Consider the following 24045-nt stretch of genomic DNA (forward strand, 5'->3'; position numbering starts at 1 on the left):
CCTCGAAGCTGGATTACTTGCCTAGCCGCCTTAAGCGCCAAACGGGCGCGCCGGCGATGGCCAGGCCGAGTCCGCTACCGTCAGCTTTCCGCCACCATGCTCGAAGCGGCTGGGCGAACAGCCCAGCATCCGAGGTGGCAAGGCAGGATCAAGCCCCATCTACAGCCCGGTCGAGCGCGGCGATATCAATCTTCCTCATCGTCATCATGGCCGCCATGGCGCGTTTCGCGCGGGCGGCATCGGGATCCTTGACCAGCGCCATGAGGCGGCGGGGCACGATCTGCCAGGACAGTCCCCAACGGTCCTTGAGCCAGCCGCAGTCGCTTTCCCTGCCACCGTCGGCGATCAGGGCATACCAGAGGCGGTCGGTCTCGGTCTGATCGTCGGTCATGATCTGGAAGCTGACCGCCTCGGTGTGCGGAAACTGTGGGCCGCCGTTGAGGCCGAGATAGGAATGGCCGGCCAGAGTGAACTCCACGGTCAGCACCATGCCCGCAGGCCCGGACGGGGTGTCGACAGGGCTGCGCATGACCGCATCGATGCGGCTGTTGGGCAGCAGCGAGGTATAGAGGGTCGCAGCCTCCTCGGCGGCGCCGTCATACCAGATACAGGGAACGATCTTGTCGCTCATCGTGTGGTCTCCTCGCGGGCGTTGGTCTCGAAGATGATGCCGGGCGTGATCTTCATGACAGTGCCACGTTCCCCGGCGGTCACGCGGGATCAAGGGCGAAAGAGCCGGTACGCACGGGCCCTGCACGCTCATAAGTTGAAATGACGACACCGGTGGTGGAGTTCCTGCTGCCGGTCAGTTTCAGGCCGATATCCTTCGTGCCCTCATGAAACAGGCGCTTTCCCGCCCCCAGCAGCACGGGAAAGGTCAGGAGCGTGAAGCGATCGACGAGATCGGCCGCCAGCAGCGACTGGATCAGATCGGAGCTGCCCTGCGTCAGCAGATCGGGACCGTCCTCCGCCTTGAGCCGCCGCACCGCGTCCGCGCCATCGGGACCGATGGCGTGACTGTTGCTCCATGCGAGCGGGCCGAGGCTGCGGGTCGCCACGTACTTCGTCATGACGTTCAGGCTGTCGGCGAAGGGGTCGTCCTGAACGCGGGGCCAATGAGCGGCGAAGATGTCGTAGGTCTTGCGGCCGAGCAGCAGGGCAATCGGCCCCTCGAACAGGCGACCCATGACTTCGCCCGTCACCGCATCGAAGTGCGGCACGATCCAGCCACCGTGGGCGAAGCCGCCCGACGTGTCCTCCTCCGGCCCGCCCGGCGCCTGCATGACGCCGTCCAGACTGAGGAAAGCGGCAACGGTGAGCCTGCGCATGTCAGCCTCCCTGCGACTGGACGAAGGCTTCCGGTCCCTGTTCGGCGGCGGCCGGGTCCATCCACATCACTTCCCAGATGTGCCCATCCGGATCGGCATAGCTGCGGCCGTACATGAAGCCGTAGTCCTGCACGGCGTTCGGGTCGGCCTTGCCGCCTGCCCTCGCGGCAGCGTCGACGGTCGCATCCACCGCGTCGCGGCTGCTCTCCGAGACGCAGATCAGCACCTGGGCGCTCTTGTGCGCGTCGGGAATCGCCCGGTCGGTGAACGTCGCCCACTTCTCGTGGGTCAACAGCATGGCATGGATGGTTTCCGAAAACACCATGCAGACAGCGGTATCGTCCGAGAACTTCGGATTCAGGGTCCCGCCGACAGCCTCGTAAAAAGCGGTCGACCGGGCAAGATCCGTTACCGGCAGGTTGACGAAGATCATCTTGGGTGTAGCGGTCATCGTGGTTTCCTCCTCGTGGATTTGCAAACCATAGAGCGATATGTTAAAAATAACAACTATGAAGTTAGAAAAAATAACTGAACGATCCCGGCGCTATGACGATGCCTGCGGAACGGCCCACGGACTGGAGCTGCTGGGAGAACGCTGGACGCTGCTGATTGTTCGCGAGCTGATGCTCGGGCCGAGACGATTCAGCGATCTGAGGCGCGATTTGCCGGGCCTGAGCGCCAACGTGCTGACCCAGCGGCTGGAGACGCTGGAGGCAAACGGCGTGGTGCGGCGGCGGACGCTGCCCCCGCCGGCCTCGGTGCAGGTCTACGAGCTGACCGACTGGGGCTACGAGGCCGAGCCCGTCATCCAGACGCTCGGCCGCTGGGCTGTGCGCTCGCCCGGCCACGATCCGAACCAGCCGATCAGCGCGGTCTCGATCATGCTGTCGTTCCGCACCATGTTCGCTCCGGGCGTGCGGCCGGGCTTCGACGCGGCGATCGGCTACCGGACGGGCGAGCAACGGTTCCGCATCGCAGTTGCGCCCGACAGGCTGACGGTGCGGCGCGTGGAAACGCTCGACGATGCCGACGTCGTGTTCATCGGCCCGCCAGAGGCGTTGGGCGCCGCCGCCTACGGGCCGGGGCTGGGGGCCATGGAGGCGCAAGGAGCGCTACGCATAGAAGGCTCGCGCGAGATCGCCGAACGCTTCCTGGCCCTGTTCGAACTGCCGCCGAAGGCAATGGTCCCAAGCGCGTTCCGATCAAACGGAGTCATTTGATCGCCAAGAATTCAATCAATATCAAAGAGATAGATCATCTGCAAAGATCGCGTATAAATAAGGCGGCAAGCAGGCCGGGCGCCTGTCGCGAGAAGCGGCGGCGGAAGCGGCATCGGGGAGGCTCATGCAATATATTCTGGCGATAGATCAGGGCACCACGTCGTCGCGGGCCATCGTTTTCGATGCGCAGGCCAGCGTCGTTGGCACGGCCCGGCAGGAATTTCCGCAGATCTACCCGGCGTCTGGCCTCGTGGAGCACGATCCCGAGGACCTCTGGCGCACGGTCGTCCAGTCGGCGCGCGAGGCCGTTTCACGGACGGGGATCGATGTGGCGGACATCGCCGCCATCGGCATCACCAATCAGCGGGAAACCACCCTCGTCTGGGATCGCGCCACCGGCAAGCCCATCCATAATGCCATCGTCTGGCAGGACCGCCGCACCGCGCCCCTCTGCGCCGCGCTGCGCGACGCGGGCCACGAGCCGCTGATCAGCAGGACTACCGGCCTGCTGCTCGACCCCTATTTCTCCGCGACCAAGCTGCGGTGGATCCTCGATCATGTCGACGGGGCCAAGGCGAAAGCGGCACGCGGCGAACTCGCCTTCGGCACCGTCGACAGCTTCCTGATCTGGCGTCTCACAGGCGGGCGCGTGCATGCGACGGACGCCACCAACGCCGCCCGCACCATGCTGTTCGACATCCGCCGGGGCGCGTGGGACCATGACATCTGCAACCTGCTGGACATCCATCCCTCGCTGCTGCCGCAGGTGTACGACTGCGCCGCCGACTTCGGCGAGACCACGGCGGACCTGCTGGGGCGGGCCATCCCGATTGCGGGCGTCGCGGGAGACCAGCAGGCGGCGGCCCTGGGGCAGGCGTGCTTCACGCCCGGCATGATGAAGTCGACCTACGGCACGGGTTGTTTCGCGCTTCTCAACACCGGCGAGCGCGTCGTGGAAAGCCGTCACCGCCTGCTGACCACCATCGCCGCGCAGATCGACGGCCGGCGGACCTATGCGCTCGAAGGATCGATCTTCGTGGCCGGCGCGGTGGTGCAATGGCTGCGCGACGGCCTCGGCGTGATCGCGAGCGCGGGCGAGGTGCAGGGGCTGGCCGAGTCCGCCGACACGACGCAGGAGGTGGTGTTGGTGCCGGCCTTCACCGGGCTCGGCGCCCCCTACTGGCGGCCCGATTGCCGGGGCGCGGTCTTCGGCCTGACACGCAGCACCGGGCCGGCGGAGCTGGCGAGGGCGGCGCTCGCCAGTGTCGGCTTCCAGACGCGCGACCTGCTGGAAGCGATGGTGGCCGACTGGACCGAGGAGACAGGAACCGCAACGACACCCGTGCTGCGCGTGGACGGCGGCATGAGCGCCTCCGACTGGGCCATGCAGTTTCTCGCCGACATCACCGGCGCTGTCGTGGACAGGCCACAGTTTCAGGAGACGACAGCCCTGGGCGTCGCCTGGCTCGCGGGCATGCGTACCGGCCTTTATCCGGACGCGGAGACCTTCGCGAAACACTGGGCGCTGGACCGCAGCTTCCTTCCGCGGCTGGCCGCCGAGGTGCGGGACGAGCAGTACCGGCGCTGGAAAAAGGCCGTCGCGGCGGCGATATCCATGGAAAATGACGGGTAGCGGCGGCGCTGCTGCGCACCGTCTTTACATTTCTTCACATCGGCCGGCAACGGCGGAAACACTCCTCGCCTAGCCTCTTCCCGTCGCGGCAATCGGGCCGCAGTGAGGAAGGAGCTTCGATATGGAACAGGACAAGCAGGACGCCGCCGCCACCGGCGCGGACACACGCAGCAAGTCGCGGCGGCGCGGCTGGATTGCCGCCGGCGGCCTGGCGGTGCTCGCGATCGGCGCGGCCACGACGGTGACCGCCGGCGGCCCCGGCTGCTTCGGAAGGGCCGGCGGTCACCCGGGCGGCCCCTTTGGCGGGGGCGGCATCGAGCGGGCGCTCGACACCGTCGACGCCACGGCCGAGCAGGAAAAGCGGATCTGGGCGATCGTCGATGCGACCCGCGCCGAATTGCGGCCGCTGGCGCGCGAGTTCCGGGACACGCGCGGGACGGTTGCGGAGCTGCTCGGCAGCGGCACGATCGACCGCGCGGCTGTCGAGACGCTGCGCGCCGAGCGTATCAAGGCCATCGACGAAGCATCGAAGAAGCTGACCGCCGCCGTTCTCGACGCCGCCGAGGTACTGACGCCGGAACAGCGGGCCACGCTGACGAAACGCTTCCAGGAAAGCGGCTTCGGTGAGCGCGGTTTCGGGGATCGCGGACCGCGCCGCTGATGCGTTGAACCGGAAAACGGGCACCGGTTTCCGCATGAATTCGATGCGTTGACAAATGGATAGAGCTGCGGCGCAATTCGTGTTTTATATCCGCAGTTCCACAATGTACAAAGCAGCGCGGCGCAACAGGGTATCCGGAGCATGGCGGAAGAGGTGCTGATCATCGATGATGACACGCGGCTTTCCGCCATGCTTTCCGACTACCTTTCCGCCAGCGGCTTCTCCGTGCGCGAAGCCGCAACCGCGCGGGCCGGGCTTGCCGAACTCGCCCGTCGGGCGCCCGATGCGGTGATCCTCGACGTGATGCTGCCCGATCTCGACGGGTTCGAGACCTGCCGGCGCCTGCGCGCCGTCTCCGACGTGCCGGTGCTGATGCTGACCGCGAGGGGCGACGAGACAGACCGCATCGTCGGGCTGGAGATCGGTGCCGACGATTATCTTCCCAAGCCGTTCAACCCGCGCGAACTGCTCGCGCGTCTCAGGGCGATCCTGCGCCGCAGGGGCAGCCCGCGGGCCGTCGATGACGTGATGCGCTTCGGCCGGCTGGAGATCGACCCCGGCTCACGGATCGCCCGGCTCGACGGGCGGGATTGCGCGATGACGGGGCACCAGTTCGATCTGCTGGTCGCGCTTGCACAACACGCCGGCCGGATATTGTCGCGCGAGCAGCTGATGGATCTGGTCAAGGGCGTGGAGGCCGATGCTTTCGACCGCTCCATCGACGTCCACATATCGCGTATCCGCGCCGCGATCGAGGACGATCCCCGCCACCCGCGCCGCATCGTCACTGTACGCGGGGCGGGCTATGTGTTCGCGCGCCGGCAGGATGAGGATGTGTGAGGCGAAATTCCATGCGCGGCAGTCTGTTTCTCAAGATATACCTCACCCTTCTGGCCAGCCTCGTCGTCGTGGCGCTCGCGGGCGCCGCCTTCCTGCAGGCGAGCCGCGACGACGAGGATCGCGGCTTCTACGGCCGGCGCGACGCCATGCTGTCCGCCTTGCTGCCGGCCGATGCCGACCCGGCCAAAACGCGCTTCGTTCTGGAGCGGCTGGCCGAGGCATTCGATGCCGACATCGCCGTTTACGAGCCGGACGGGCGGTTGAGCATGGCGGCCGGCAATCCGCTTCCGCCCGCGCCGCCCGGCGACGCGCGCCGGCATCAGCACGGCAACCCGTGGCGCAATTTTTCCGTCCGCCTGCCCGACGGCCGCGTGGTTGCAGGACATTTCGGCGCGCCTCCGGGCTTCCTGCCGAGCAGCCCACTCATCCTGCTGGCGCTGGTGGCCGGGGCCACAGGGCTTGCGGCCTGGCCCGCCGTGCGGGGGCTCACCCGCCGGCTGGAGCGCTTGCGCCGTGGCGTCGAGGAATGGGGCGAAGGGGACCTGACACGCCGCGTGCCCGTACAAGGCCGCGACGAGGTGGCCGCACTGGCCGGAAGCTTCAACCTCGCCGCCGAGAAGATCGAGAAGCTGGTCGAGGCGCACCGCATCCTGCTCGCCAACGCCAGCCATGAGCTGCGTTCGCCGCTCGCGCGCCTGAGAATGGCGCTCGACCTCTACGAGGCCGCGCCAAGCAGCGAGCGCAAGCGCGAAATCGTTCGCAATCTCTCAGAACTCGATGCGCTGGTCGACGAGATATTGCTGGCGAGCCGCCTGGACCATGGCGATCCCTCCGGCCTGTTGTCGGAGAGCGTCGACCTGCTGGCGCTGGCGGCGGAAGAAGGCGCGCGCCAGAACGTGGCTGTTTCGGGCGAGCCCGCCACGGTCACCGGCGATCACCGCCTGCTGTCGCGCCTCGTGCGCAATCTCGTCCAGAACGCCATCCGCCACGGTGGACCGCCCGTCATCGTCGAGGTGCGGCGCCGCAAAGGGATGGTCGAGCTGGGTGTGCGCGACCACGGACCCGGCATACCGGAAGCCGAACGCGAGAGGATATTCGAGCCCTTCTACCGGCCCGCCGGCCATGGCGAGGCAGCGGGCGGCTGGGGAATCGGGCTCGCTCTCGTGCGCAAGATCGCCGACCGCCACGGCGCGAGCGTACGCCTCGAAACGCCGGATGACGGCGGCACCCGGATCGTCGTCACCTTCCCGGTCGAGCGCACGGCCTGACGAAGCGCTCGCTCCGGGAACGCCGGAAGCGGCAGTCCAAACAGTGCATTAAAATTATTTCGAATTTTTAATTGCAATTTATCGCAATTATTATTAGATGGCGTTCAGCGGGGCAAGCCCCCGATGCTTTGAGAAAACGCCGATGAGACTTGTCAGGATCAACGAACGGCTCGCCGTCAGCGAGCAGATCAGCCCCCGGAATATCGCGCCGCTGGCGCGCGCCGGCTACACGGCGATCATCAACAACCGGCCGGACCGCGAGGCTCTCCTCCAGCCCGGCGCGGATGCCATCGCCGCAGCCGCCTCCCGGGAAGGGCTCGCCTGCATCCACCTGCCGGTGACCGGGCCCGACATCACCGAGGAGACGGTTCGCGCCTTCCAGCAGGCGCTTGCCGCGAGCAGCGGGCCGGTCCTCGCCTTTTGCCGCACCGGCGCGCGCTCCTTGATTCTGTGGGCCATCGGCGAGGTTCTCGACGGCCGCATGCGCAAGGAGGACCTCATCCCCTTCGGCGCCGAACGCGGCTTCGACCTTTCCCGCGCGGTCGACTGGCTCACGGCTCACGGTCGTTAGCTCCGGGGAGCGCTCCGCGGTTCTTTGAACTCAGCGCGCACCGACAACAGACTGACGAAAAGGAGATGCTCATGAAACCTGAAGTCACCGGCTTTTTCGACCCCCGCACGTGGTCGATCCAGTATGTCGTCGCCGATCCGGAAACGAAGAAATGCGCCATCGTCGATCCCGTCTACGATTTCGACGAAAGCTCCGGCCAGACTGCCTCGATGAACGCCGACCGCATCCTCGCCTTCGTCCGGGAGAAGGGCTATGCGGTCGAGTGGATTCTCGACACCCACCCGCACGCCGACCACTTCTCGGCCGCCGCCTACCTCAAGGAAAAGACCGGCGCGCCGACCGCCATCGGCGAGAGGGTCACGCAGGTGCAGAAGCTCTGGAAGGGCTTCTACAACTGGCCGGACTTCCCGGCCGACGGTTCGCAGTGGGACAGGCTCTTCGCCGACGGTGACACCTTCCGGGTCGGCAACATCGAGGCACGGGTGATGTTCTCGCCCGGCCACACGCTTGCGTCGATCACCTATGTCATCGGCGACGCCGCCTTCGTTCACGACACGCTGTTCATGCCCGACAGCGGCACCGCGCGGGCCGACTTTCCCGGCGGCGATGCAAAGGTGCTGTGGAAGTCCATTCAGGCGATCCTCTCGCTGCCGGACGCCACGCGCATCTTCACCGGCCACGACTACCAGCCGGGCGGTCGCGAACCGCAATGGGAATCGACGGTGGCCGAGCAGAAGGCGAAGAACATCCACATGGCGCGATACAGGACGGAGCAGGAATTCGCCACCGCACGCGAGGCGCGCGACAGGACGTTGCCGATGCCGAAGCTGATCCTGCATTCGCTGCAGATCAACACCAACGGCGGGCGCCTGCCCGCGCCGGAAGCAAACGGACGGCGCTACCTGAAAATTCCGCTCGACCTGCTGACCGGCGCCGCGTGGGAATGATGCCGGACAGGCCCACGCAGGTAACTTGCGAGACTGAACGATGACCCAATTCACTCCCCTCGCCTCCCTTGCCGGCGGCGCGCTGATCGGCCTTGCCGCCGTGCTTCTCATGGCCTTTCATGGCCGCATCGCCGGGCTTTCAGGTATTCTGGCCGGCCTCCTGCCGCCGTGGGCAGGCGGCTGGGGCTGGCGCGCCGGTTTCCTCGCAGGCGCGATCGCCGCGCCGGCGCTGATCGTGGCCTATGCAGGCGATGCCGCCGTTTCGTTCGACAGCACCGTTCCCGCACCGTGGCTCGTCGTCGGCGGGCTGATCGTGGGGATCGGCGTGCAGCTTGGATCGGGGTGCAGTTCCGGGCACGGCGTCTGCGGCCTCGCGCGGCTATCGCGGCGTTCGATTGCGGCCACGCTCATCTTCATGGCGACGACCGCCGCCACCGTCTTCGTCATCCGCCACGTCCTGGGAGGCTTTTGATGGCCCGCCTTCTCGCCGCGCTCGCCGCCGGCCTCGTTTTCGGAACTGGGATTGCCGTCTCGGGCATGATCAATCCTGCGAAGGTGCTGAACTTCTTTGATTTCGCCGGCACCTGGGACCCGTCACTGGCGTTCGTGATGGGCGGTGCGCTGGCTGTCACGGCGCTCGGCTACCGTCTCGTGCTGAAGCGTCCGCGGCCGCTGCTCGACGACGGCTTCCACCTGCCGACGAACCGCAAGCTCGATTGGCCGCTGCTGTCCGGCGCCGCCCTGTTCGGCGTGGGCTGGGGCATCGCCGGGTTCTGCCCGGGCGGCTCCATCCCGGCGCTGGGCCTCGGCGAAGCGAGCGCCTTCATCTTCGTCGCGTCGATGCTGGCCGGGATCGCCCTCTCCCGCTTCACGCGCAGCGCCTTCGCCGGCGCGGCGCAATCGCGCGCCGCCTGAGCGCCGAGACGAGGAAGGATAGCGCAGGCATGGCTGCCGGACCCGGATGCTTCTTGCCCATTCTCGAATGGGGCAGGACCTATGACCGAGCGACGCTGACGAGCGACCTCGTGGCCGCCGTCATCGTCACGATCATGCTGATCCCGCAATCGCTGGCCTATGCGATGCTGGCCGGCCTGCCGCCGGAAGTCGGCCTCTATGCCTCGATCCTGCCGCTCATCGCCTATGCGCTGTTCGGCACCAGCCGGACACTGGCGGTCGGGCCGGTCGCCGTCGTCTCGCTGATGACGGCCTCCGCCGTCGGCGAGGTCGCCGCACAAGGCACGGTGGACTACGCGGCGGCGGCGGTCGCGCTGGCGTTGCTGTCCGGCGCGATGCTGGTGCTGATGGGATTTTTCCGGCTGGGCTTTCTCGCCAGTTTTCTCAGCCACCCGGTCATTTCCGGCTTCATCACCGCATCGGGCCTGCTGATCGCGGCAAGCCAACTCAAGCATATCCTCGGCGTTCAGGCCAGCGGCGACACGCTGTCCGCCATCGCGGTATCGCTCGCCGGAAACATCGCGGAGACCAGTCTCCCCACCCTGGCCATCGGGCTCACCGTGCTGGCGTTCCTCCAGTTCGCGCGCACCCGGCTCCGGCCATTGCTCGTTGGCGCGGGACTGGCGGGGCGCCCGGCGGACCTGGTCACGAAAGCGGCGCCGATTCTCGCGGTCGCCGCGACGATCCTGCTCGCATATAGCCTCGACCTCGGCGCAAGAGGCGTGGCGCTCGTGGGGGCAATTCCGCAGGGAATGCCCGCGCCGTCCTTCCCGCAAGTGTCCGTCGACACGCTCGCCGCACTGGCGATGCCAGCCTTCCTCATCAGCGTTATCGGCTTCGTCGAGTCCGTCTCGGTCGCACAGACGCTGGCGGCGAAACGGCGCCAGCGCATCGTGCCGGATCAGGAACTCATAGGGCTCGGCGCCGCCAACATCGCCGCCGGCCTGTCCTCGGGCTATCCCGTCACGGGCGGCTTCGCCCGTTCCGTCGTGAACTTCGACGCAGGCGCCGAAACACCCGCCGCCGGCGTCTTCACGGCGATCGGCATCGCGCTCGCCGCCCTATTCCTGACGCCGCTGCTCGCCAGCCTGCCGCAGGCGACCCTGGCCGCCACGATCATCATCGCCGTGCTCTCGCTCGTGGATTTCAGGGCCGTGCGCGACGTCCTCGCCTATTCGAAGGCCGATTTCGCGGCGATGGCGGCAACGATCCTCGTCACACTGCTGCGGGGCGTCGAGGCCGGCGTCGCCGCCGGTGTCGGCCTGTCGCTCGCCCTTCACCTCTATCGCACGAGCAGGCCGCACATGGCGGTGGTCGGGCAGGTGCCGGGCACCGAGCACTTCCGCAATGTCGAACGCCACCACGTCGCGACGGAGCCGCACCTCCTGTCGATCCGCGTGGACGAGAGCCTCTATTTCGCCAACAGCCGCTATCTGGAGGACAGGATCGCGGCGCTCGTGGCCGGGCGGCCGGACATCCGGCACGTTATCCTGATGTGCTCCGCCGTGAATGCGATCGATGCCAGCGCGCTGGACAGCCTGAAGGAGATCAATCGCCGGCTGCGGGATGCGGGCATCGCCTTCCACCTGTCCGAGGTGAAGGGCCCGGTCATGGACCGCCTCAAGCGGACAGACTTCCTCACCGAACTGACCGGCCGCGTTTTCCTCAGCCAACACGAGGCCGTCTGCGCACTGCGCGGTTGCTGACGAAACAGGTTTCGCGCACGTTCGTCCAACCTTAAGGCTGCCTTAAGGCGCCGGAAGAATGACGATCCGGCAAGGCGGGAGCGCGGGATGCGGATACTGATCGTGGAGGACGATGCATTGCTGAGGGACGGGCTGAAGGTCGGCCTGTCGCTGGCCGGCTTCACAGCCGATGCGGTCGAAAGCTGCGAGGAAGCCGATGCCGCGCTCGTCGGCCATGGCTTCGATGCCCTTGTCCTCGATCTCATGCTGCCGGATGGTTCCGGGCTCGCCATTCTGAAGGCGCTGCGCGAGCGCCGCGACGACACGCCTGTGCTGCTGCTGACGGCGCGCGACAGCGTTGCCGACCGTGTTGCCGGACTCGACACCGGCGCCGACGATTATCTTGGCAAGCCCTTCGATCTCGACGAGCTGGCGGCCCGGCTGCGCGCCCTGATCCGCCGCGCGGAGGGACGCTCCCGGGCCGTTCTCGAATGGGAGCGACTGAAGCTCGACCCCTCCTCCCGGACCGTCGAAAAGGACGGCGTGCCGATCCGCCTGTCGCGACGGGAATTCTCGATCCTGCGCGCCCTCATGAGCCATCCCGGTGCCATCCTGTCCAAGAACCGGCTGGAGGACCAGCTTTACGGCTGGCAGGAGGAGGTCGAGAGCAACGCCATCGAGGTCCACATCCATCATCTGCGCAGCAAGCTCGGCACGGAGCTGATCCAGACGGTGCGCGGCGTCGGCTACCGGCTGGGAGGAGAGCCCTGATGCGCTCCATCGGCACGCGCCTTTTCGTCATCCTCGGCATTACCACCGGCCTCGTCTGGCTCTCGGCGGTGGCGTGGATCTTCGTGAGCACGCGCGCGGAGATCGAGCACGTGCTGGACGCCCGCCTCATGGAAGCGGGCCGCATGGTCAATTCCCTTATCGTCAGCCAGGAGATCGACGTCGCGCGGGCGCAGGGGCTGAAACCGCCGTTTCCGGCACGGGTGCCGGCGGGCTATGACCGGCAGTTGTCGTGTCAGATTTGGTCGTTGCAGGGGGTTCTGATCGGCCGCTCGGAAGGCGCTCCCGAAAAGAAGCTGTCGGAGCACCGCGACGGCTTTTCGCAGACCGTCATCGACGGTGAGACGTGGCGCGTGTTCGCGGTCGAGAACGCCGCGCTCGGCGTGCGGGTGCTGGTGGGCGACAACCTCAGGATCCGCGACCGGCTGGTCAACGACGTCATCCGGGGCCTGCTGCTCCCGACCCTGCTGATCCTGCCGGCCCTCGCCGGCCTGATCTGGTTCAGTATCCGGCAGGGGCTCGCACCGCTGGACAGGATCGCGCGAAACCTCTCCGCGCGGCCGGCCTCGGACCTGAGCCCGCTCGACAGCGCGGACACGGCCCGTGAGATCGCGCCGGTCGTGCAATCCCTCAACGGCCTGTTCGCCCGTGTCGCCGGCCAGCGCGAACGCGAGCGGCATTTCACCGCCTTCGCGGCGCATGAGTTGCGCACGCCGCTCGCCGGTCTCAAGACACAGGCGCAGGTCGCCCTCGCGAGCGGCGATCCCGCCATCCGGGATCGGGCGCTGCGCCAGATCGCGGTCGGTGTCGACCGCACGGGACGGCTGGTCCGCCAATTGCTCGACATCTCCGCGATAGAAGCGGGCGAACGAGGCTGGACGAACGGCCCGACCAATCCGGGTGCGGAGCTGAAGGCGCTCGCGAACGAACTGCCGCACGCGGGAAAAGCCCTGTCGATCGCGGTCGCACCGGAACTGGAAAAGATGCGCGTCGCGATGGACCCGGACCTGTTCCGCCTTGCCGCCCGCAACCTGCTGGAGAACGCCATCAACCATTCGCCGCCCGGCGGAACCATCGCCTGCGGCCTCGCGATGAACGGCGCAGACACCATCATCGTCATCGAGGACGCAGGGCCGGGCATCCCGACGGATGAGCTGGACCAGGTCAAGGAGCGCTTCTTCCGGGGGCGCAACCGCGCGCCGGTCGGCAGCGGCCTCGGCCTCGCGATCGCGGAGCTGGCCCTTGAACAGGCCGGCTGTTCGCTGTTACTGCGCAACGCGGCAGCGGGCGGGCTCGTCGCCGGAATCGCGGTGCCTGCCACCCTCGTCAGGGGTTTCGGGAAGCCGGACGCATCGCCGGTCTCAAAGCCGCCGCCCCGGTTACCGGAGCCCACGCGGGTGCCCTTAAGGTTGCCTTAAGGTCGGGAAAATGTCATCGCCGCAGCCGACGAGCGCAAGGAAGCGCCAACCAGGGAAACACCATGCGACACAACCGTGAAACCAGCGCCGCCCTCCTGCAGGGCTCGAACGTCGGCCGGCGCGCCCTGCTCTCCGGTTTCGTGCTGCTGGGCGTGACCGGCCTTTCCGCGAGGGCGAGCGGTCAGGATGCGCAGCGGGACCTGATCCTGCACGATCCTGAGGCGCCCGTGGGCGGCAATCCGGATGGCAATGTCACGATCGTGACCTTCTTCGACTACAATTGCCCGTTCTGCAAACGCTCTGTCGGACCGATGAATACGGTCGTGCGCGCGGACGGCAAGGTCCGCGTCGTCTACAAGGACTGGCCGATCCTGGCGGTGTCGTCCGTCTACGGCGCGAAACTGGCGCTCGCGGCGAAGCGTCAGGGCAAATACCTCGAAGCCCATCACGCCCTGATGAACCTCAAGGGACGGCCATCGGAAGACGACATGCACGACGCCGTTGCCAAGGCGGGTGTCAACATGAAGCGCATGGGAGCGGATGCCCAGGCCGACAGCGGCGCCATCACGGCACTGCTTCAACGCAACAATACGCAGGCGGAGGAACTCGGCCTGCGGGGAACGCCGGCCTTCCTGATCGATCCGTTCCTCATTCCCGCCGCTCTCGACGAGGCGGGCTTCCGGCAAGTCATCTCGGACGCACGCGCCCGCGGCTGAGCGGCGCGGCATCGCACGCTGTCACGCCTCCTCCGCGGCGAGCAGCGCATGGATCTCTTCGCGCGAGGTGGCGGAACCAACCGCCGCCAGCCACGCCTGAGAGGTGGTCCAGCGGGCGATACGGGACAGCAGGTTGAGATGGGACGAGGCCTTGTGCGCGGGCACGAGGATCAGGAATACGATGCCTACGGGAAGATCGTCGACGGAATCGAATGCGATGGGCTTCCTGAGCCGGACGAACAGCATGAACGGCTCGGTGATCGTCTCGATGTTCGCATGCGGAATGGCGACGCCCTTGCCGATTCCGGTGGAGCCGAGGCTCTCGCGCTTCTGCAGGGCGGCCAGCACCGGCGCCTCCTCGATCCCCAGCCGTTTCGCGGCCAGCCCGGCCAGTTCGCGCAGGAGCTGCACCTTCGCGGGAACGGGGAGATCGATGATCACGTTTTCCGGCTTGACAATATCGGTGATTTTCATGGTTCCGCTCACGATCCGGTAATGGCGGCCTGCTCGGCCTCCCGCAACCGGTATCCTACCCCTGTTTCGGTCAGGATGTATTCGGGCTGGTCGGGGCTTCGTTCGATTTTCTGGCGAAGCTGGCGCACGTAGACCCGCAGATACTGCACGTCGGTCGAGCCGCCCCAGACCTCCTTGAGAAGATGCTGGTGCGTCAATACCTTGCCCGCATGCTGGACCAGTATGCGCAGGATGTCGTATTCCTTCGGGGACAGCTTCACCTCCCTGTCCGCGACCTTCACGATACGCTTGACGAGATCGACGGTGAGTTCGCCCGCCTGAAAGATCGGCCGTTCTCCCTGCTGCTGCAGCCTGTGACGCAGGGCGACGCGGATACGCGCCGCGAGTTCGCGCATGCCGAAGGGTTTCGTCACGTAATCGTCGGCGCCGAGTTCGAGCGCCCTGACGATTCCGGCCTCGTCGGTGCGGCTGGAAAGGATCAGGATCGGCAGGCCGAGCTGCCCGTTCCGCCACTTTTCGAGAAGATCGTGCCCCGGCATGTCGGGCAGGCCGAGATCGAGCACGATGAGGTCCGGCCTGTCCTCCACGACCCGCTCTATCGCTTCCCGCGCGTCGGCGGCCTCGATGACGGCATAGCCCTCCGTCACCAGCCCCACGCGCAGCAGCTTGCGGATCGGCGGCTCGTCGTCGACGATCAGTATCTTGATTGCGGACGTTATCATCTTCAACTTTCCGGATTGTCGGCTGCGCCCGGGACGGGCAGACGGATGGTGAAGACCGCGCCGGTGCGGTCCGTCCTGTTGCCGGCCCGGATCGTGCCGCCCATGGCCTCGACGAAGCCGCGGCAGATCGACAGGCCGAGCCCGGTGCCCGCCTGGACATGGTCCTGCTTGCGGACCCGATAGAAAGTGTCGAACACGCGCTCCAGATCCCCCTGCGGAATGCCTGGCCCCTCGTCGATGACCTGCAGCACCATATCGCCGTCGTCCCGCCATCCCCGAATGCGGATTTCCGAGGCGCGCGGCGCATATTTGGCGGCGTTGTCGAGCAGGTTGAACAGGACCTGCTCCAGCAATACCGGATCGACCTTCAGCATGGGCAGATCGGCCGGCACGTCGACCGCGACCTGCCGATCCACCAGAATTTTGGCCGTGCGGCGCAGGGCCGTGCCGATGATATCGCCGATGAAATTCAGGGAAACGTTCGGCTCCGTGGCGCCGGATTCGAGCCGCGTCATGTCGAGCAGATTGGCGATGAAGCGGTTGAGGCGGTCGGACTCGTCCACGACCGTCGACAGCAGTTCGGCCCGGGCCGTGTCGGGCAGCGATGCCGAGTAGTCACGGAGCGTCCCGGCCGCGCCCATGATGCCGGCGAGCGGCGTCTTGAGGTCGTGCGAGATCGACGTCAGCAGCGCAGAGCGCAGCCGGTCCGCCTCCGCGGCAAGCTTAGCCTTGTCGACATCGGCGACGAGTTCGATGCGCTCGATCGCCAGCGCCGTCTGATCTGCAAGGGCATCGAACAGGCGCTGCTCCTCGGGCGTCAGCAACGGCCCCTGCCTGTCATTGTCGAGTCCGACCACGCCGACCTTCGTCCGCCCCGTCTTCAGGGGCATGTAGAGACGCCTGGCGCCGGGCAGCGTGTCGGCCCCCCGGCCGGCGGGTCGATCGTGTTCCCAAGCCCATTGCGCCGCCGCGATATCGGCGTCAACGAGCGTGTCGTCCGGCGGATAGCCGGCGCGCACCGCGATCTTGCCCTCGTCCGGCAGCAGGATAACCACACGGACCTGCAGCATGGAAGCGATCTGGTAGGCCGACGCCCACAAGACATCCTCCAGCGTCCCCGCGCGGGTAAGCTTCTTCGAGAACTGGTAGAGCCCTTCCGTGGTGCGGGCTCGCCGCCGGGCCAGCGCGATCTGCCGCTGGACACGCCCGGCGAGATTGCTCGCGATGACCGCCACGCCCAGAAAGAAGCTGAAAGCGATGACGCTTTCCGGGTCGCCGATGTCGAGCGTGTAAAGCGGCTGCAGGAAGAAGAAGTTGAAGGCGAACGCGGACACGACCGAGCTGAACAGCGCCGGCCGCAGGCCCCATGTCTCCGCCGAGGCCAGCACCGCTATCAGGAAGACGAGCGCGATGTTGCGCACGTCGAGGAAGCGGAACAGCAAGGTGCCCACGCCGGTCGCGATACCCACATAGGCCAGGCTCCAGATATAGGGCGCAAGCTCGAAGCGCCGCGTCTGGGCAAGTGCTACGCCGCGCGGCGGAGCCGGTTCCTTCCCGTCCCCCGAGATGACGTGGACGCCGATGTCGCCGGCGACGCGGATCAGGTCATGCGCGATCGACCCCTCCAGCATCTCCCTCCAGCGCGGCTTGTCCGGCTTCCCGACGACGATGTGGTTGTAGTTGTTGGCCATCGCGTAGCGCAGGATCTCCTGCACGACATTCTGACCGGAGAGGGTGACGGCCTCGCCGCCGAGCCGCTCGGCAAGCCGCAGGGACGCCGCGATGCGGTCTTTATCCACCTCCCCGAGCGCGGCGGCGGCGGCATCCTCGATATAGAGCGCTGCCCAGCTGCCTCGCATCCTGTCTGCCTGCCGGCGCGCATAGCGGACCAGCGCCGCGCTGCGCGGATGCTCGTCGACGCACGCCAGCACGCGCTCTCCCGCCGCCCAAGGGCCGTGGATGGCGTTCGCCTGCATGTGGCTGAGAAGCTGGTCGTCGACACGCTGCGCCGTGCGCCGCAGCGCGAGTTCCCGCAACGCCGTGAGGTTCCCCGGCGAAAAGTAGTTCCGGATGGCGCGCCGGGCGGTCTTGGGCAGATAGACCTTGCCTTCGTTCAGCCGCTTGATGAGGTCGTCCGGGGTGATGTCGATGATCTCGATGTCGTCGGCGCGGTCGATGATCGAATCCGGCACCGTCTCGCGGACGCGGATGCGCGTGATCTGCGCCACCACGTCGTTGAGGCTCTCGACGTGCTGGATGTTCAGCGTGGTGTAGACGTCGATGCCCTTCGAGAGGATTTCCTGCACATCGAGATAGCGCTTGGGATGGCGGCTGCCCGGCGCGTCGGTGTGAGCCAGCTCGTCGACCAGCACGAGCTGCGGCCGGCGCGCGAGGATGGCGTCGATGTCCATTTCCTCAAGCGTGCGTCCGCGATAATCGACCCTCATCCGCGGAACGATCTCGAAGCCCGCGACCAGCGCCTCCGTCTCCTTGCGCCCGTGGGTCTCGACAATGCCGATGACGGCGTCCACGCCGTCGGCGATCCGGGCGCGGCCGGCGAGCAGCATCTCGTATGTCTTGCCGACGCCGGGCGCCGCCCCGAGAAAAATCTTCAGTCGCCCCTGCCCTTCCTTGCTGGCGGTTTCCAGCAACGCATCGGGTGACGGCCTGTTTTCCGTTCTCTGAAACGCTTCCGTCATCCACAGACCTTCTCGTTACGGGTGCGCCGCCGGGTTCCCTACACGGAAACCGGCGGCTGCGCTTCAGCGGGTGGTCACGTCGTCCAGCGCAAGGTTGAGCGCCAGCACGTTGACAACCGGCTCGCCCAGTATGCCGAACAGCCGGTCCTCGACATGCGCGTCCACGATAGCGCGCATCTGCGCCTCGTCCATGCTGCGCGCTTTCGCGACCCGCGGCACCTGGAAATAGGCCGCTTCCGGCGAGACGTGCGGATCGAGGCCGCTGCCAGAGGCCGTCACCAGATCCATCGGCACCGGCGCGCCGGCATTGGTCGCCTTCAGCGCCCCGGCATCCGCGCGAATCCGCTCGATCAGCTTCGGGCTGGTGGGGCCGAGGTTCGAGCCGCCGGAAGCCGCCGCGTCATAGCCGCTGCCGGCAGCCGACGGGCGGCCATGGAAATACCTGTCGCCGGCGAAGGCCTGACCGATCAGCGCCGAGCCGATCACCGTGCCGTCCTCCTTCACGACGAGGCTGCCGTTCGCCTGACGGGGAAACAGTATCTGAGCGATGCCCGTGATGCCCAGCGGATAGGCGAGACCCGTGAGGACGGTGAAGACGACGATCATGAGGATCGCGGGGCGGATTTGTTTCAGCATGGCGGAAAGTCCTTATACGAGGCCGATGGCGGTGACCGCCATGTCGATGGCCTTGATGCCGACGAATGGCGCGACGATGCCGCCGAGGCCGTAAATGGTGAGATTGCGCGACAGCAGCGCGCCGGCGCCGACCGCCCTGTAGCTCACGCCTTTCAGCGACAGCGGGATGAGGGCCACGATGATGAGCGCGTTGAAGATGATCGCCGACAGGATGGCGCTTTGCGGCGTCGCCAGGCCCATGACGTTGAGCGCCCCGAGCTGGGGATAGAAGGCCAGAAACATCGCCGGGATGATGGCGAAATACTTGGCGATATCGTTCGCGATGGAGAAGGTCGTCAGCGCGCCGCGCGTCATCAGCAGTTGCTTGCCGATCTCCACGATCTCGATGAGCTTCGTCGGGTCGCTGTCGAGATCAACCATGTTGCCGGCCTCGCGCGCCGCGACGGTGCCGGTGTTCATCGCGACGCCGACATCGGCCTGCGCCAGTGCCGGCGCGTCGTTGGTGCCGTCGCCGCACATGGCGACGAGCTTGCCCTTCGCCTGCTCCTCGCGGATGAGGGCGAGCTTGTTCTCCGGCGTCGCCTGCGCCAGAAAATCGTCGACGCCGGCCTCCGCCGCGATTGCCGCCGCCGTCATCGGGTTGTCGCCAGTGATCATCACCGTACGGATGCCCATGCGGCGCAGCTCGGCGAAACGCTCGCGGATGCCGCCCTTGACGATGTCCTTGAGGTAGACGACGCCGAGCAGCCGCCCGTCCTTCACCACCGCGAGCGGCGTGCCGCCCTGCCTGGCGATATCGTCGGCGACGGCCCTGATCTCGCGGATCGTCTCGCTGCCGATGTGGGCGCTTCCGGCCGCGACCGCGCCTTGCTCGACATGCTTCAGCACAGCCTCCACCGCGCCCTTGCGGATGGTTGAGCCCTCAAGATCGACGCCGCTCATGCGGCTCTGCGCGGTGAAGGGCACGAAGGTCGCGTGCAGGCCCGCCATGTCGCGGGCGCGGATGTTATACTTCTCCTTGGCGAGCACGACGATGGAGCGGCCTTCCGGTGTCTCGTCGGCCAGCGAGGCGAGTTGGGCGGCATCCGCCAGTTCGCGCTCGGTCACGCCGCGCACGGGGCGGAACTCGGCGGCCTGCCGGTTGCCGAGCGTGATGGTGCCCGTCTTGTCGAGCAGCAGCGTGTCGACGTCGCCAGCCGCCTCCACCGCCCGGCCGGACATGGCGAGCACGTTGAAGCGCACGAGCCTGTCCATGCCCGCGATGCCGATGGCCGACAGCAGCGCGCCGATCGTGGTCGGAATGAGCGTCACGAACAGCGCCACCAGCACGATGACCGGAATGGCGCCGCCGGCATAGGAGGCGAAGCTCGGGATCGTCACGGTGGCGAGCACGAAGATCAGCGTCATGCCGGCCAGCAGGATGTTGAGCGCGATCTCGTTCGGCGTCTTCTGCCGTTCCGCGCCCTCGACAAGGCCTATCATCCTGTCGATGAAGGTGGAACCGGCCGCCGCCGTGACGCGCACCCTGATCCGGTCCGACAGCACCTGCGTGCCGCCGGTCACCGCCGAACGGTCGCCGCCCGACTCGCGGATGACCGGCGCGGATTCGCCCGTGATCGCGGCCTCGTTGACCGAGGCCACGCCCTCGATAACCTCGCCGTCCGAGGGGATGATATCGCCCGCCTCGACGAGGACGATGTCGCCCACCTTGAGGCTGTTGCCGGGCACGACCTTGTAGTCGTCGCCGGCGGCGCTCGCCAGCAGCCTGGCCTGCGTTTCCGTGCGCGTGCGGCGCAACGATTCCGCCTGCGCCTTGCCGCGACCCTCGGCGACGGCTTCCGCGAAGTTCGCGAACAGCACGGTGAACCACAGCCACAGCACGATCTGGAACGAGAAGCCGATATTGCCCCCGCCCGTCAGGATGTCCTTGACGAGCAGGATTGTGGTCAGCGCCGAGACGGCGGCGACGACGAACATCACCGGGTTGCGGGCGAGGCTCCTCGGATCGAGCTTCCGGAAGGTGCCGCCGACAGCCGGGACGAGGATGCGAGCGTCGAGAATGCTCGCGGATTTTGAGTGGCTCATGTGAGACTCCAGCATCTGTGAGACTCCAGCATCTCTTTTCCTGTTGCGACATGGCGACGATCAGAAGGTCTGGCCGGCCAGCAGCGCGAAATGCTCGACGATCGGCCCGAGCGCCAGTGCCGGGAAGAAGGTCAGGCCACCGACGATCAGGGTGACGCCGATCACGAGGCCGATGAACAGCGGCCCCGTCGTCGGCAACGTGCCGGCGGAGGCGGGAACGGTCTTCTTGGCCGCGAGCGAACCGGCGATGGCGAGCACGGGCACGATCAGCAGGAAGCGGCCCATCAGCATCGCAAGGCCGATGGTGATGTTATAGAAGGGCGTGTTCGCGGAAAGGCCCGCAAAGGCGCTGCCGTTGTTGTTCGCGCCGGACGTATAGGCGTAGAGCACCTCGCTGAACCCGTGCGGGCCGGCGTCCTGGATGCTGGAAAGCCCCACAGGAACCACGACGGCGATCGCGGTGAATACGAGGATGGCGAGAGAGGGACCGAGCATCGCCAGAATGCTCATCTTCACTTCCTTGGCCTCGATCTTCTTGCCGAGATATTCCGGCGTGCGGCCCACCATCAGCCCGGCGATGAAGACCGCCAGAATGGCGAAGATCAGGACGCCATAAACGCCCGCGCCGATGCCGCCGAGCGGCGGGATCTGCATGTTGAACAACGGGACGAGACCGCCGAGCGGCATGAGGCTGTCGTGCATCCCGTTGACGGCGCCCGTGGAGGCCGATGTCGTCACGACGGCGAACAGCGACGACAGCGCCAGGCCGAACCGCGTTTCCTTGCCCTCCAGATTGCCGCCCTCGACCCCCAGCGCATGCGCCAGCGGGTTGCCGGCCGCCTCGGCCCAGTAAACGATGACGACGCCGGCAACGACGATCGCACCGATGACGCCGAGCAGCGCCCAGCCCTGTTTCTGGTTGCCGACCTGCCGGCCGAACACGTTCAGCATGGCAAAGGAAATGGCGAAGATGGAAACGAGGTGCAGCAGATTCGTCAGTGCCGTCGGGTTCTCGAACGGATGTGCAGAGTTGGCGTTGAAGAAGCCGCCGCCGTTGGTGCCGAGATGCTTGATGATCATCTGCGAGGCAACGGGCCCCTGCGCGATCGTCTGCTGCCCGCCTTCGAGCGTCGCCGCCACGGTATAGGGATTGAGGTTTTGCGGAACGCCCTGCCAGACCAGCACGAGACTGCCCACGACGCAGATCGGCAGCAGGATGTAGAGCGTGGCGCGCGTCAGATCGACCCAGAAATTGCCGACGCTCTTGGCGGATGCCCGCGCAAAGCCGCGGATGATCGCCATAGCCCCGGCAACGCCGACCGCAGCCGAAACGAAGTTCTGCACGGTAACGCCGGCCATCTGCGTCAGATAGCTCATCGTGCTTTCGCCAGCGTAGCCCTGCCAGTTCGTATTGGTCATGAAGCTGACGGCTGTGTTGAACGACGAGTCCGCGCTGACCGCGCCCAAGCCCGCGGGATTGAAGGGCAGGAAACCCTGAGCGCGCTGCAACAGGTAGAGCAGCAGAAAACCGGCCAGATTGAAGAACAGCATGGCGGCCATGTAAGTCGTCCAGTGCTGCTCTTCCTTCTCGTCCGTGCCGGCGAGGCGATAGAGCCCCCGCTCCACCGAACCGAAAACGATCGACAACGGGGTGCGATCGCCGTTCATGACGCGATTGATGTAGCCACCCAACGGCTTGACCAGCGCAATGACGATCCCGAAGAAGATCAGGATCTGTATCCATCCGTTCATAGTCATGATTTGCCTTTCCGGGCTCCGGATCCGGATCAGAACCGCTCGGGACGCGCCAGCGCATAGAGCAGGTAGCCGGTGACGAACACCGTTACCGCCGCGCCAAGAATGTATTCACCGACCATTTCAACCCCCTATCAGAGTTTTTCGCACGTTCTGATGTAGACGAACATCAATGCGAAGAATGTAAGTCCTATTGCGAGCACCACGACATCCATCGTTCATCGCTCCTGCACCGTTGTTGATCCATCGCGCGCGGGGAAACAGGTTTATCCTCCGCGCGCGATGACGGACATTGCCCCTCGCAATATCTTGCATTGCGGGGGATCCGGATTTCGGCGGGAATATGGCGCGGAACCGCATATAGGTTCGAGAGGGGAAAATCGGGAAAGACATAAAAATCTTATATAAACCCGGCAGCCTCCATGCCGAGTTCGCCAACATATATTTATTATAATGTATATTTTAAATATAAAAATATCTATAATAAGTAAATTATAATATAAATTTATTTTTATTTGACGAAAACTCGTACCGGGAGCCATGCCAATTGGCGGAAAAGCATTCTCGCGGCGGAAGGGTTCCGCTCCCGATCTGGCTGGGCATCGCCGGCCCGCGCCGGCGTAAGCGCCGCAAGGGCACTCATCGGCCGAACGCAGAACGCACGGCGAGGTTGAGCGCCTGGGGCAGCACCGACATATGGCTCTCGCCCGGCAGAAGCCGGAACGAGGCGTTGAAGCCGGGCACGGCCGCAAGCAGGGCCGCCATTTCACGCGCGTTGTCGACGATGCGGCTTTCCGCGAATCTTTTCAGGCGCTTGTCCGCATCGGGCGCCCCCTGTTGAAACGGCGCAAGCTGCTGTTCGTATTCGCCGGCCATCAGGAGCAGGCGGCCTGCGCGACCGGCGTTCGCGTCTGCGACGAAGCGCCGTGCCTCCCCGACGATGCCACCCCCTTCCCACCAGATGGCGGGACTTGCCGAAATCCACACGGAGAACGCCTCGGGCTTGCGGAACAAGGCGTGGAGAACGAACAAACCGCCGAAGGAATGACCGAAGATCGCCTGCCTTGCCGGGTCGATGGTCACGCGCCGGCCGATCTCGGGTTTCAGGTCGTCCTCGACGAACGCCAGAAATGCGTCGGCCCCGCCGGTGCGCACAGGCGGACCGGCGGGCGTATGCGGCGGATAGGTGCGCCCCGGCGGCGGCCCCATATCCCACGAGCGCCGTACGCTGTCGTACGCGCCCTCCGTCGGATAGCCTATGCCGACGACGACGCCATCGCCGATACCTGTCCCGAGCGGATAGGATGCCTGAACGCGCAGGATATCCGCCGCGGTGCCGATCACGGCATTCGCGTCCAGCACATAGAGCACAGGCCAGCCCTGTGCCGGCGCGGGGCTGGCCGGCACGCGCAGGAATATCCGGTAGGGCGCGCCGCCAGCGCGCGGCGGCAGGTCGAAGTAGACCGTATCGGGCACCGGCACTGCCTGCGCCGCCGGCGAGGCTTCCGCAACCGTTATCGCGAGGAGAAAGGATGCCGCCACCGCGAGCAGAAATTTCACTGTTGCCGGCAGGAGCGATTCAGCGCGCTCCCCCATGTTGGCTGCCATTCCCATCCATCCCTCCGAATGCCGTCGTGCGAAAAA

General features: G+C 66.3%; 24 protein-coding genes. 13 read left to right on the forward strand and 11 right to left on the reverse strand.

Annotation, left to right across the window (positions count from 1 at the left end):
- Positions 1-148: 148 nt before the first annotated feature.
- The 3 genes from FHS82_RS18155 to FHS82_RS18165 all read right to left on the reverse strand — a co-directional run bounded on the left by FHS82_RS18155 (position 149) and on the right by FHS82_RS18165 (position 1779).
- Positions 149-631 (reverse strand): VOC family protein, encoded by a 483-nt coding sequence (locus FHS82_RS18155; protein ID WP_166955537.1) that lies wholly within the window; start codon positions 629-631, stop codon positions 149-151.
- A gap of 79 nt (positions 632-710) precedes the next feature.
- On the reverse strand, positions 711-1328 hold the full coding sequence (locus FHS82_RS18160) for a dihydrofolate reductase family protein (protein ID WP_166955539.1): 618 nt from the start codon (positions 1326-1328) through the stop codon (positions 711-713).
- A 1-nt stretch (position 1329) separates the two neighbouring features.
- Positions 1330-1779, reverse strand: coding sequence for a VOC family protein (locus FHS82_RS18165; RefSeq protein WP_166955541.1), 450 nt, complete (start codon positions 1777-1779; stop codon positions 1330-1332).
- 58 nt (positions 1780-1837) lie between these two features.
- Here FHS82_RS18165 and FHS82_RS18170 point away from each other — a divergent pair, with 58 nt between their 5' ends.
- The 13 genes from FHS82_RS18170 to FHS82_RS18230 all read left to right on the forward strand — a co-directional run bounded on the left by FHS82_RS18170 (position 1838) and on the right by FHS82_RS18230 (position 14030).
- Complete coding sequence (locus tag FHS82_RS18170) at positions 1838-2548, forward strand: winged helix-turn-helix transcriptional regulator (RefSeq protein ID WP_166955543.1); 711 nt, start codon at positions 1838-1840, stop codon at positions 2546-2548.
- Between the two features lie 124 nt (positions 2549-2672).
- Positions 2673-4181 (forward strand): glycerol kinase GlpK, encoded by a 1509-nt coding sequence (glpK, locus tag FHS82_RS18175; RefSeq protein WP_166955545.1) that lies wholly within the window; start codon positions 2673-2675, stop codon positions 4179-4181.
- A 121-nt stretch (positions 4182-4302) separates the two neighbouring features.
- Entirely contained in the window at positions 4303-4842 is a 540-nt protein-coding gene (locus FHS82_RS18180; protein WP_166955547.1) for a Spy/CpxP family protein refolding chaperone, read from the forward strand.
- Between the two features lie 141 nt (positions 4843-4983).
- Positions 4984-5682, forward strand: a complete 699-nt coding sequence (locus FHS82_RS18185) for a response regulator (RefSeq protein WP_166955549.1) — start codon at positions 4984-4986, stop codon at positions 5680-5682.
- Positions 5683-5693: 11 nt separating this feature from the next.
- Complete coding sequence (locus tag FHS82_RS18190; RefSeq protein WP_166955551.1) at positions 5694-6950, forward strand: HAMP domain-containing sensor histidine kinase; 1257 nt, start codon at positions 5694-5696, stop codon at positions 6948-6950.
- A gap of 142 nt (positions 6951-7092) precedes the next feature.
- A complete protein-coding gene (locus FHS82_RS21460; RefSeq protein ID WP_166955553.1) occupies positions 7093-7521 on the forward strand; it encodes a protein tyrosine phosphatase family protein in 429 nt (142 codons plus the stop codon).
- A 65-nt stretch (positions 7522-7586) separates the two neighbouring features.
- Positions 7587-8468, forward strand: a complete 882-nt coding sequence (locus FHS82_RS21465) for an MBL fold metallo-hydrolase (RefSeq protein ID WP_166955556.1) — start codon at positions 7587-7589, stop codon at positions 8466-8468.
- A 40-nt stretch (positions 8469-8508) separates the two neighbouring features.
- Complete coding sequence (locus tag FHS82_RS18205; RefSeq protein WP_166955557.1) at positions 8509-8940, forward strand: YeeE/YedE family protein; 432 nt, start codon at positions 8509-8511, stop codon at positions 8938-8940.
- Entirely contained in the window at positions 8940-9383 is a 444-nt protein-coding gene (locus tag FHS82_RS18210; protein WP_166955558.1) for a DUF6691 family protein, read from the forward strand. Before FHS82_RS18205 ends, FHS82_RS18210 begins: the two co-directional genes overlap by 1 nt.
- Before the next feature lie 29 nt (positions 9384-9412).
- Positions 9413-11128, forward strand: coding sequence for a SulP family inorganic anion transporter (locus FHS82_RS18215; protein ID WP_166955559.1), 1716 nt, complete (start codon positions 9413-9415; stop codon positions 11126-11128).
- A gap of 87 nt (positions 11129-11215) precedes the next feature.
- Positions 11216-11878 (forward strand): response regulator, encoded by a 663-nt coding sequence (locus tag FHS82_RS18220; RefSeq protein WP_166955560.1) that lies wholly within the window; start codon positions 11216-11218, stop codon positions 11876-11878.
- Complete coding sequence (locus FHS82_RS18225; RefSeq protein ID WP_166955561.1) at positions 11878-13314, forward strand: ATP-binding protein; 1437 nt, start codon at positions 11878-11880, stop codon at positions 13312-13314. The genes FHS82_RS18220 and FHS82_RS18225 overlap by 1 nt, the downstream gene beginning before the upstream one ends.
- A 62-nt stretch (positions 13315-13376) precedes the next feature.
- On the forward strand, positions 13377-14030 hold the full coding sequence (locus FHS82_RS18230; protein WP_166955562.1) for a DsbA family protein: 654 nt from the start codon (positions 13377-13379) through the stop codon (positions 14028-14030).
- A gap of 21 nt (positions 14031-14051) precedes the next feature.
- Here the strand turns inward: FHS82_RS18230 and FHS82_RS18235 are convergent, their stop codons facing one another.
- From FHS82_RS18235 to FHS82_RS18270, 8 genes are all read right to left on the reverse strand, one after another.
- A complete protein-coding gene (locus FHS82_RS18235) occupies positions 14052-14504 on the reverse strand; it encodes a PTS sugar transporter subunit IIA (protein ID WP_166955563.1) in 453 nt (150 codons plus the stop codon).
- 8 nt (positions 14505-14512) lie between these two features.
- A complete protein-coding gene (locus FHS82_RS18240; RefSeq protein WP_166955564.1) occupies positions 14513-15226 on the reverse strand; it encodes a response regulator transcription factor in 714 nt (237 codons plus the stop codon).
- Positions 15227-15228: 2 nt separating this feature from the next.
- Positions 15229-17925 (reverse strand): sensor histidine kinase, encoded by a 2697-nt coding sequence (locus FHS82_RS18245; RefSeq protein ID WP_208394321.1) that lies wholly within the window; start codon positions 17923-17925, stop codon positions 15229-15231.
- Positions 17926-17988: 63 nt separating this feature from the next.
- Positions 17989-18561, reverse strand: a complete 573-nt coding sequence (kdpC, locus tag FHS82_RS18250; protein ID WP_166955565.1) for a potassium-transporting ATPase subunit KdpC — start codon at positions 18559-18561, stop codon at positions 17989-17991.
- Positions 18562-18573: 12 nt separating this feature from the next.
- The gene (gene kdpB / locus FHS82_RS18255) at positions 18574-20646 is read right to left on the reverse strand and encodes a potassium-transporting ATPase subunit KdpB (protein ID WP_166955566.1); all 2073 of its coding nucleotides are present in this window, start codon (positions 20644-20646) and stop codon (positions 18574-18576) included.
- A 60-nt stretch (positions 20647-20706) separates the two neighbouring features.
- Positions 20707-22404, reverse strand: coding sequence for a potassium-transporting ATPase subunit KdpA (kdpA, locus tag FHS82_RS18260; protein WP_166955567.1), 1698 nt, complete (start codon positions 22402-22404; stop codon positions 20707-20709).
- 29 nt (positions 22405-22433) lie between these two features.
- Entirely contained in the window at positions 22434-22523 is a 90-nt protein-coding gene (kdpF, locus tag FHS82_RS18265) for a K(+)-transporting ATPase subunit F (RefSeq protein WP_166955568.1), read from the reverse strand.
- A 517-nt stretch (positions 22524-23040) separates the two neighbouring features.
- Positions 23041-24009 (reverse strand): alpha/beta hydrolase, encoded by a 969-nt coding sequence (locus FHS82_RS18270; protein ID WP_246225423.1) that lies wholly within the window; start codon positions 24007-24009, stop codon positions 23041-23043.
- Positions 24010-24045 lie beyond the last annotated feature (36 nt).

This window comes from Pseudochelatococcus lubricantis, from assembly GCF_011762225.1.
Lineage (GTDB): Bacteria > Pseudomonadota > Alphaproteobacteria > Rhizobiales > Beijerinckiaceae > Pseudochelatococcus > Pseudochelatococcus lubricantis.

Excerpts from the sequence above, each read along its gene's own strand:
- FHS82_RS18155 (WP_166955537.1), bottom strand. The coding sequence starts at position 631 with ATGAGCGACAAGATCGTTCCCTGTATCTGGTATGACGGCGCCGCCGAG.
- FHS82_RS18160 (WP_166955539.1), bottom strand. The coding sequence starts at position 1,328 with ATGCGCAGGCTCACCGTTGCCGCTTTCCTCAGTCTGGACGGCGTCATG.
- FHS82_RS18165 (WP_166955541.1), bottom strand. The coding sequence starts at position 1,779 with ATGACCGCTACACCCAAGATGATCTTCGTCAACCTGCCGGTAACGGAT.
- FHS82_RS18170 (WP_166955543.1), top strand. The coding sequence starts at position 1,838 with ATGAAGTTAGAAAAAATAACTGAACGATCCCGGCGCTATGACGATGCC.
- glpK (WP_166955545.1), top strand. The coding sequence starts at position 2,673 with ATGCAATATATTCTGGCGATAGATCAGGGCACCACGTCGTCGCGGGCC.
- FHS82_RS18180 (WP_166955547.1), top strand. The coding sequence starts at position 4,303 with ATGGAACAGGACAAGCAGGACGCCGCCGCCACCGGCGCGGACACACGC.
- FHS82_RS18185 (WP_166955549.1), top strand. The coding sequence starts at position 4,984 with ATGGCGGAAGAGGTGCTGATCATCGATGATGACACGCGGCTTTCCGCC.
- FHS82_RS18190 (WP_166955551.1), top strand. The coding sequence starts at position 5,694 with ATGCGCGGCAGTCTGTTTCTCAAGATATACCTCACCCTTCTGGCCAGC.
- FHS82_RS21460 (WP_166955553.1), top strand. The coding sequence starts at position 7,093 with ATGAGACTTGTCAGGATCAACGAACGGCTCGCCGTCAGCGAGCAGATC.
- FHS82_RS21465 (WP_166955556.1), top strand. The coding sequence starts at position 7,587 with ATGCTCATGAAACCTGAAGTCACCGGCTTTTTCGACCCCCGCACGTGG.
- FHS82_RS18205 (WP_166955557.1), top strand. The coding sequence starts at position 8,509 with ATGACCCAATTCACTCCCCTCGCCTCCCTTGCCGGCGGCGCGCTGATC.
- FHS82_RS18210 (WP_166955558.1), top strand. The coding sequence starts at position 8,940 with ATGGCCCGCCTTCTCGCCGCGCTCGCCGCCGGCCTCGTTTTCGGAACT.
- FHS82_RS18215 (WP_166955559.1), top strand. The coding sequence starts at position 9,413 with ATGGCTGCCGGACCCGGATGCTTCTTGCCCATTCTCGAATGGGGCAGG.
- FHS82_RS18220 (WP_166955560.1), top strand. The coding sequence starts at position 11,216 with ATGCGGATACTGATCGTGGAGGACGATGCATTGCTGAGGGACGGGCTG.
- FHS82_RS18225 (WP_166955561.1), top strand. The coding sequence starts at position 11,878 with ATGCGCTCCATCGGCACGCGCCTTTTCGTCATCCTCGGCATTACCACC.
- FHS82_RS18230 (WP_166955562.1), top strand. The coding sequence starts at position 13,377 with ATGCGACACAACCGTGAAACCAGCGCCGCCCTCCTGCAGGGCTCGAAC.
- FHS82_RS18235 (WP_166955563.1), bottom strand. The coding sequence starts at position 14,504 with ATGAAAATCACCGATATTGTCAAGCCGGAAAACGTGATCATCGATCTC.
- FHS82_RS18240 (WP_166955564.1), bottom strand. The coding sequence starts at position 15,226 with ATGATAACGTCCGCAATCAAGATACTGATCGTCGACGACGAGCCGCCG.
- FHS82_RS18245 (WP_208394321.1), bottom strand. The coding sequence starts at position 17,925 with ATGACGGAAGCGTTTCAGAGAACGGAAAACAGGCCGTCACCCGATGCG.
- kdpC (WP_166955565.1), bottom strand. The coding sequence starts at position 18,561 with ATGCTGAAACAAATCCGCCCCGCGATCCTCATGATCGTCGTCTTCACC.
- kdpB (WP_166955566.1), bottom strand. The coding sequence starts at position 20,646 with ATGAGCCACTCAAAATCCGCGAGCATTCTCGACGCTCGCATCCTCGTC.
- kdpA (WP_166955567.1), bottom strand. The coding sequence starts at position 22,404 with ATGACTATGAACGGATGGATACAGATCCTGATCTTCTTCGGGATCGTC.
- kdpF (WP_166955568.1), bottom strand. The coding sequence starts at position 22,523 with ATGGTCGGTGAATACATTCTTGGCGCGGCGGTAACGGTGTTCGTCACC.
- FHS82_RS18270 (WP_246225423.1), bottom strand. The coding sequence starts at position 24,009 with ATGGCAGCCAACATGGGGGAGCGCGCTGAATCGCTCCTGCCGGCAACA.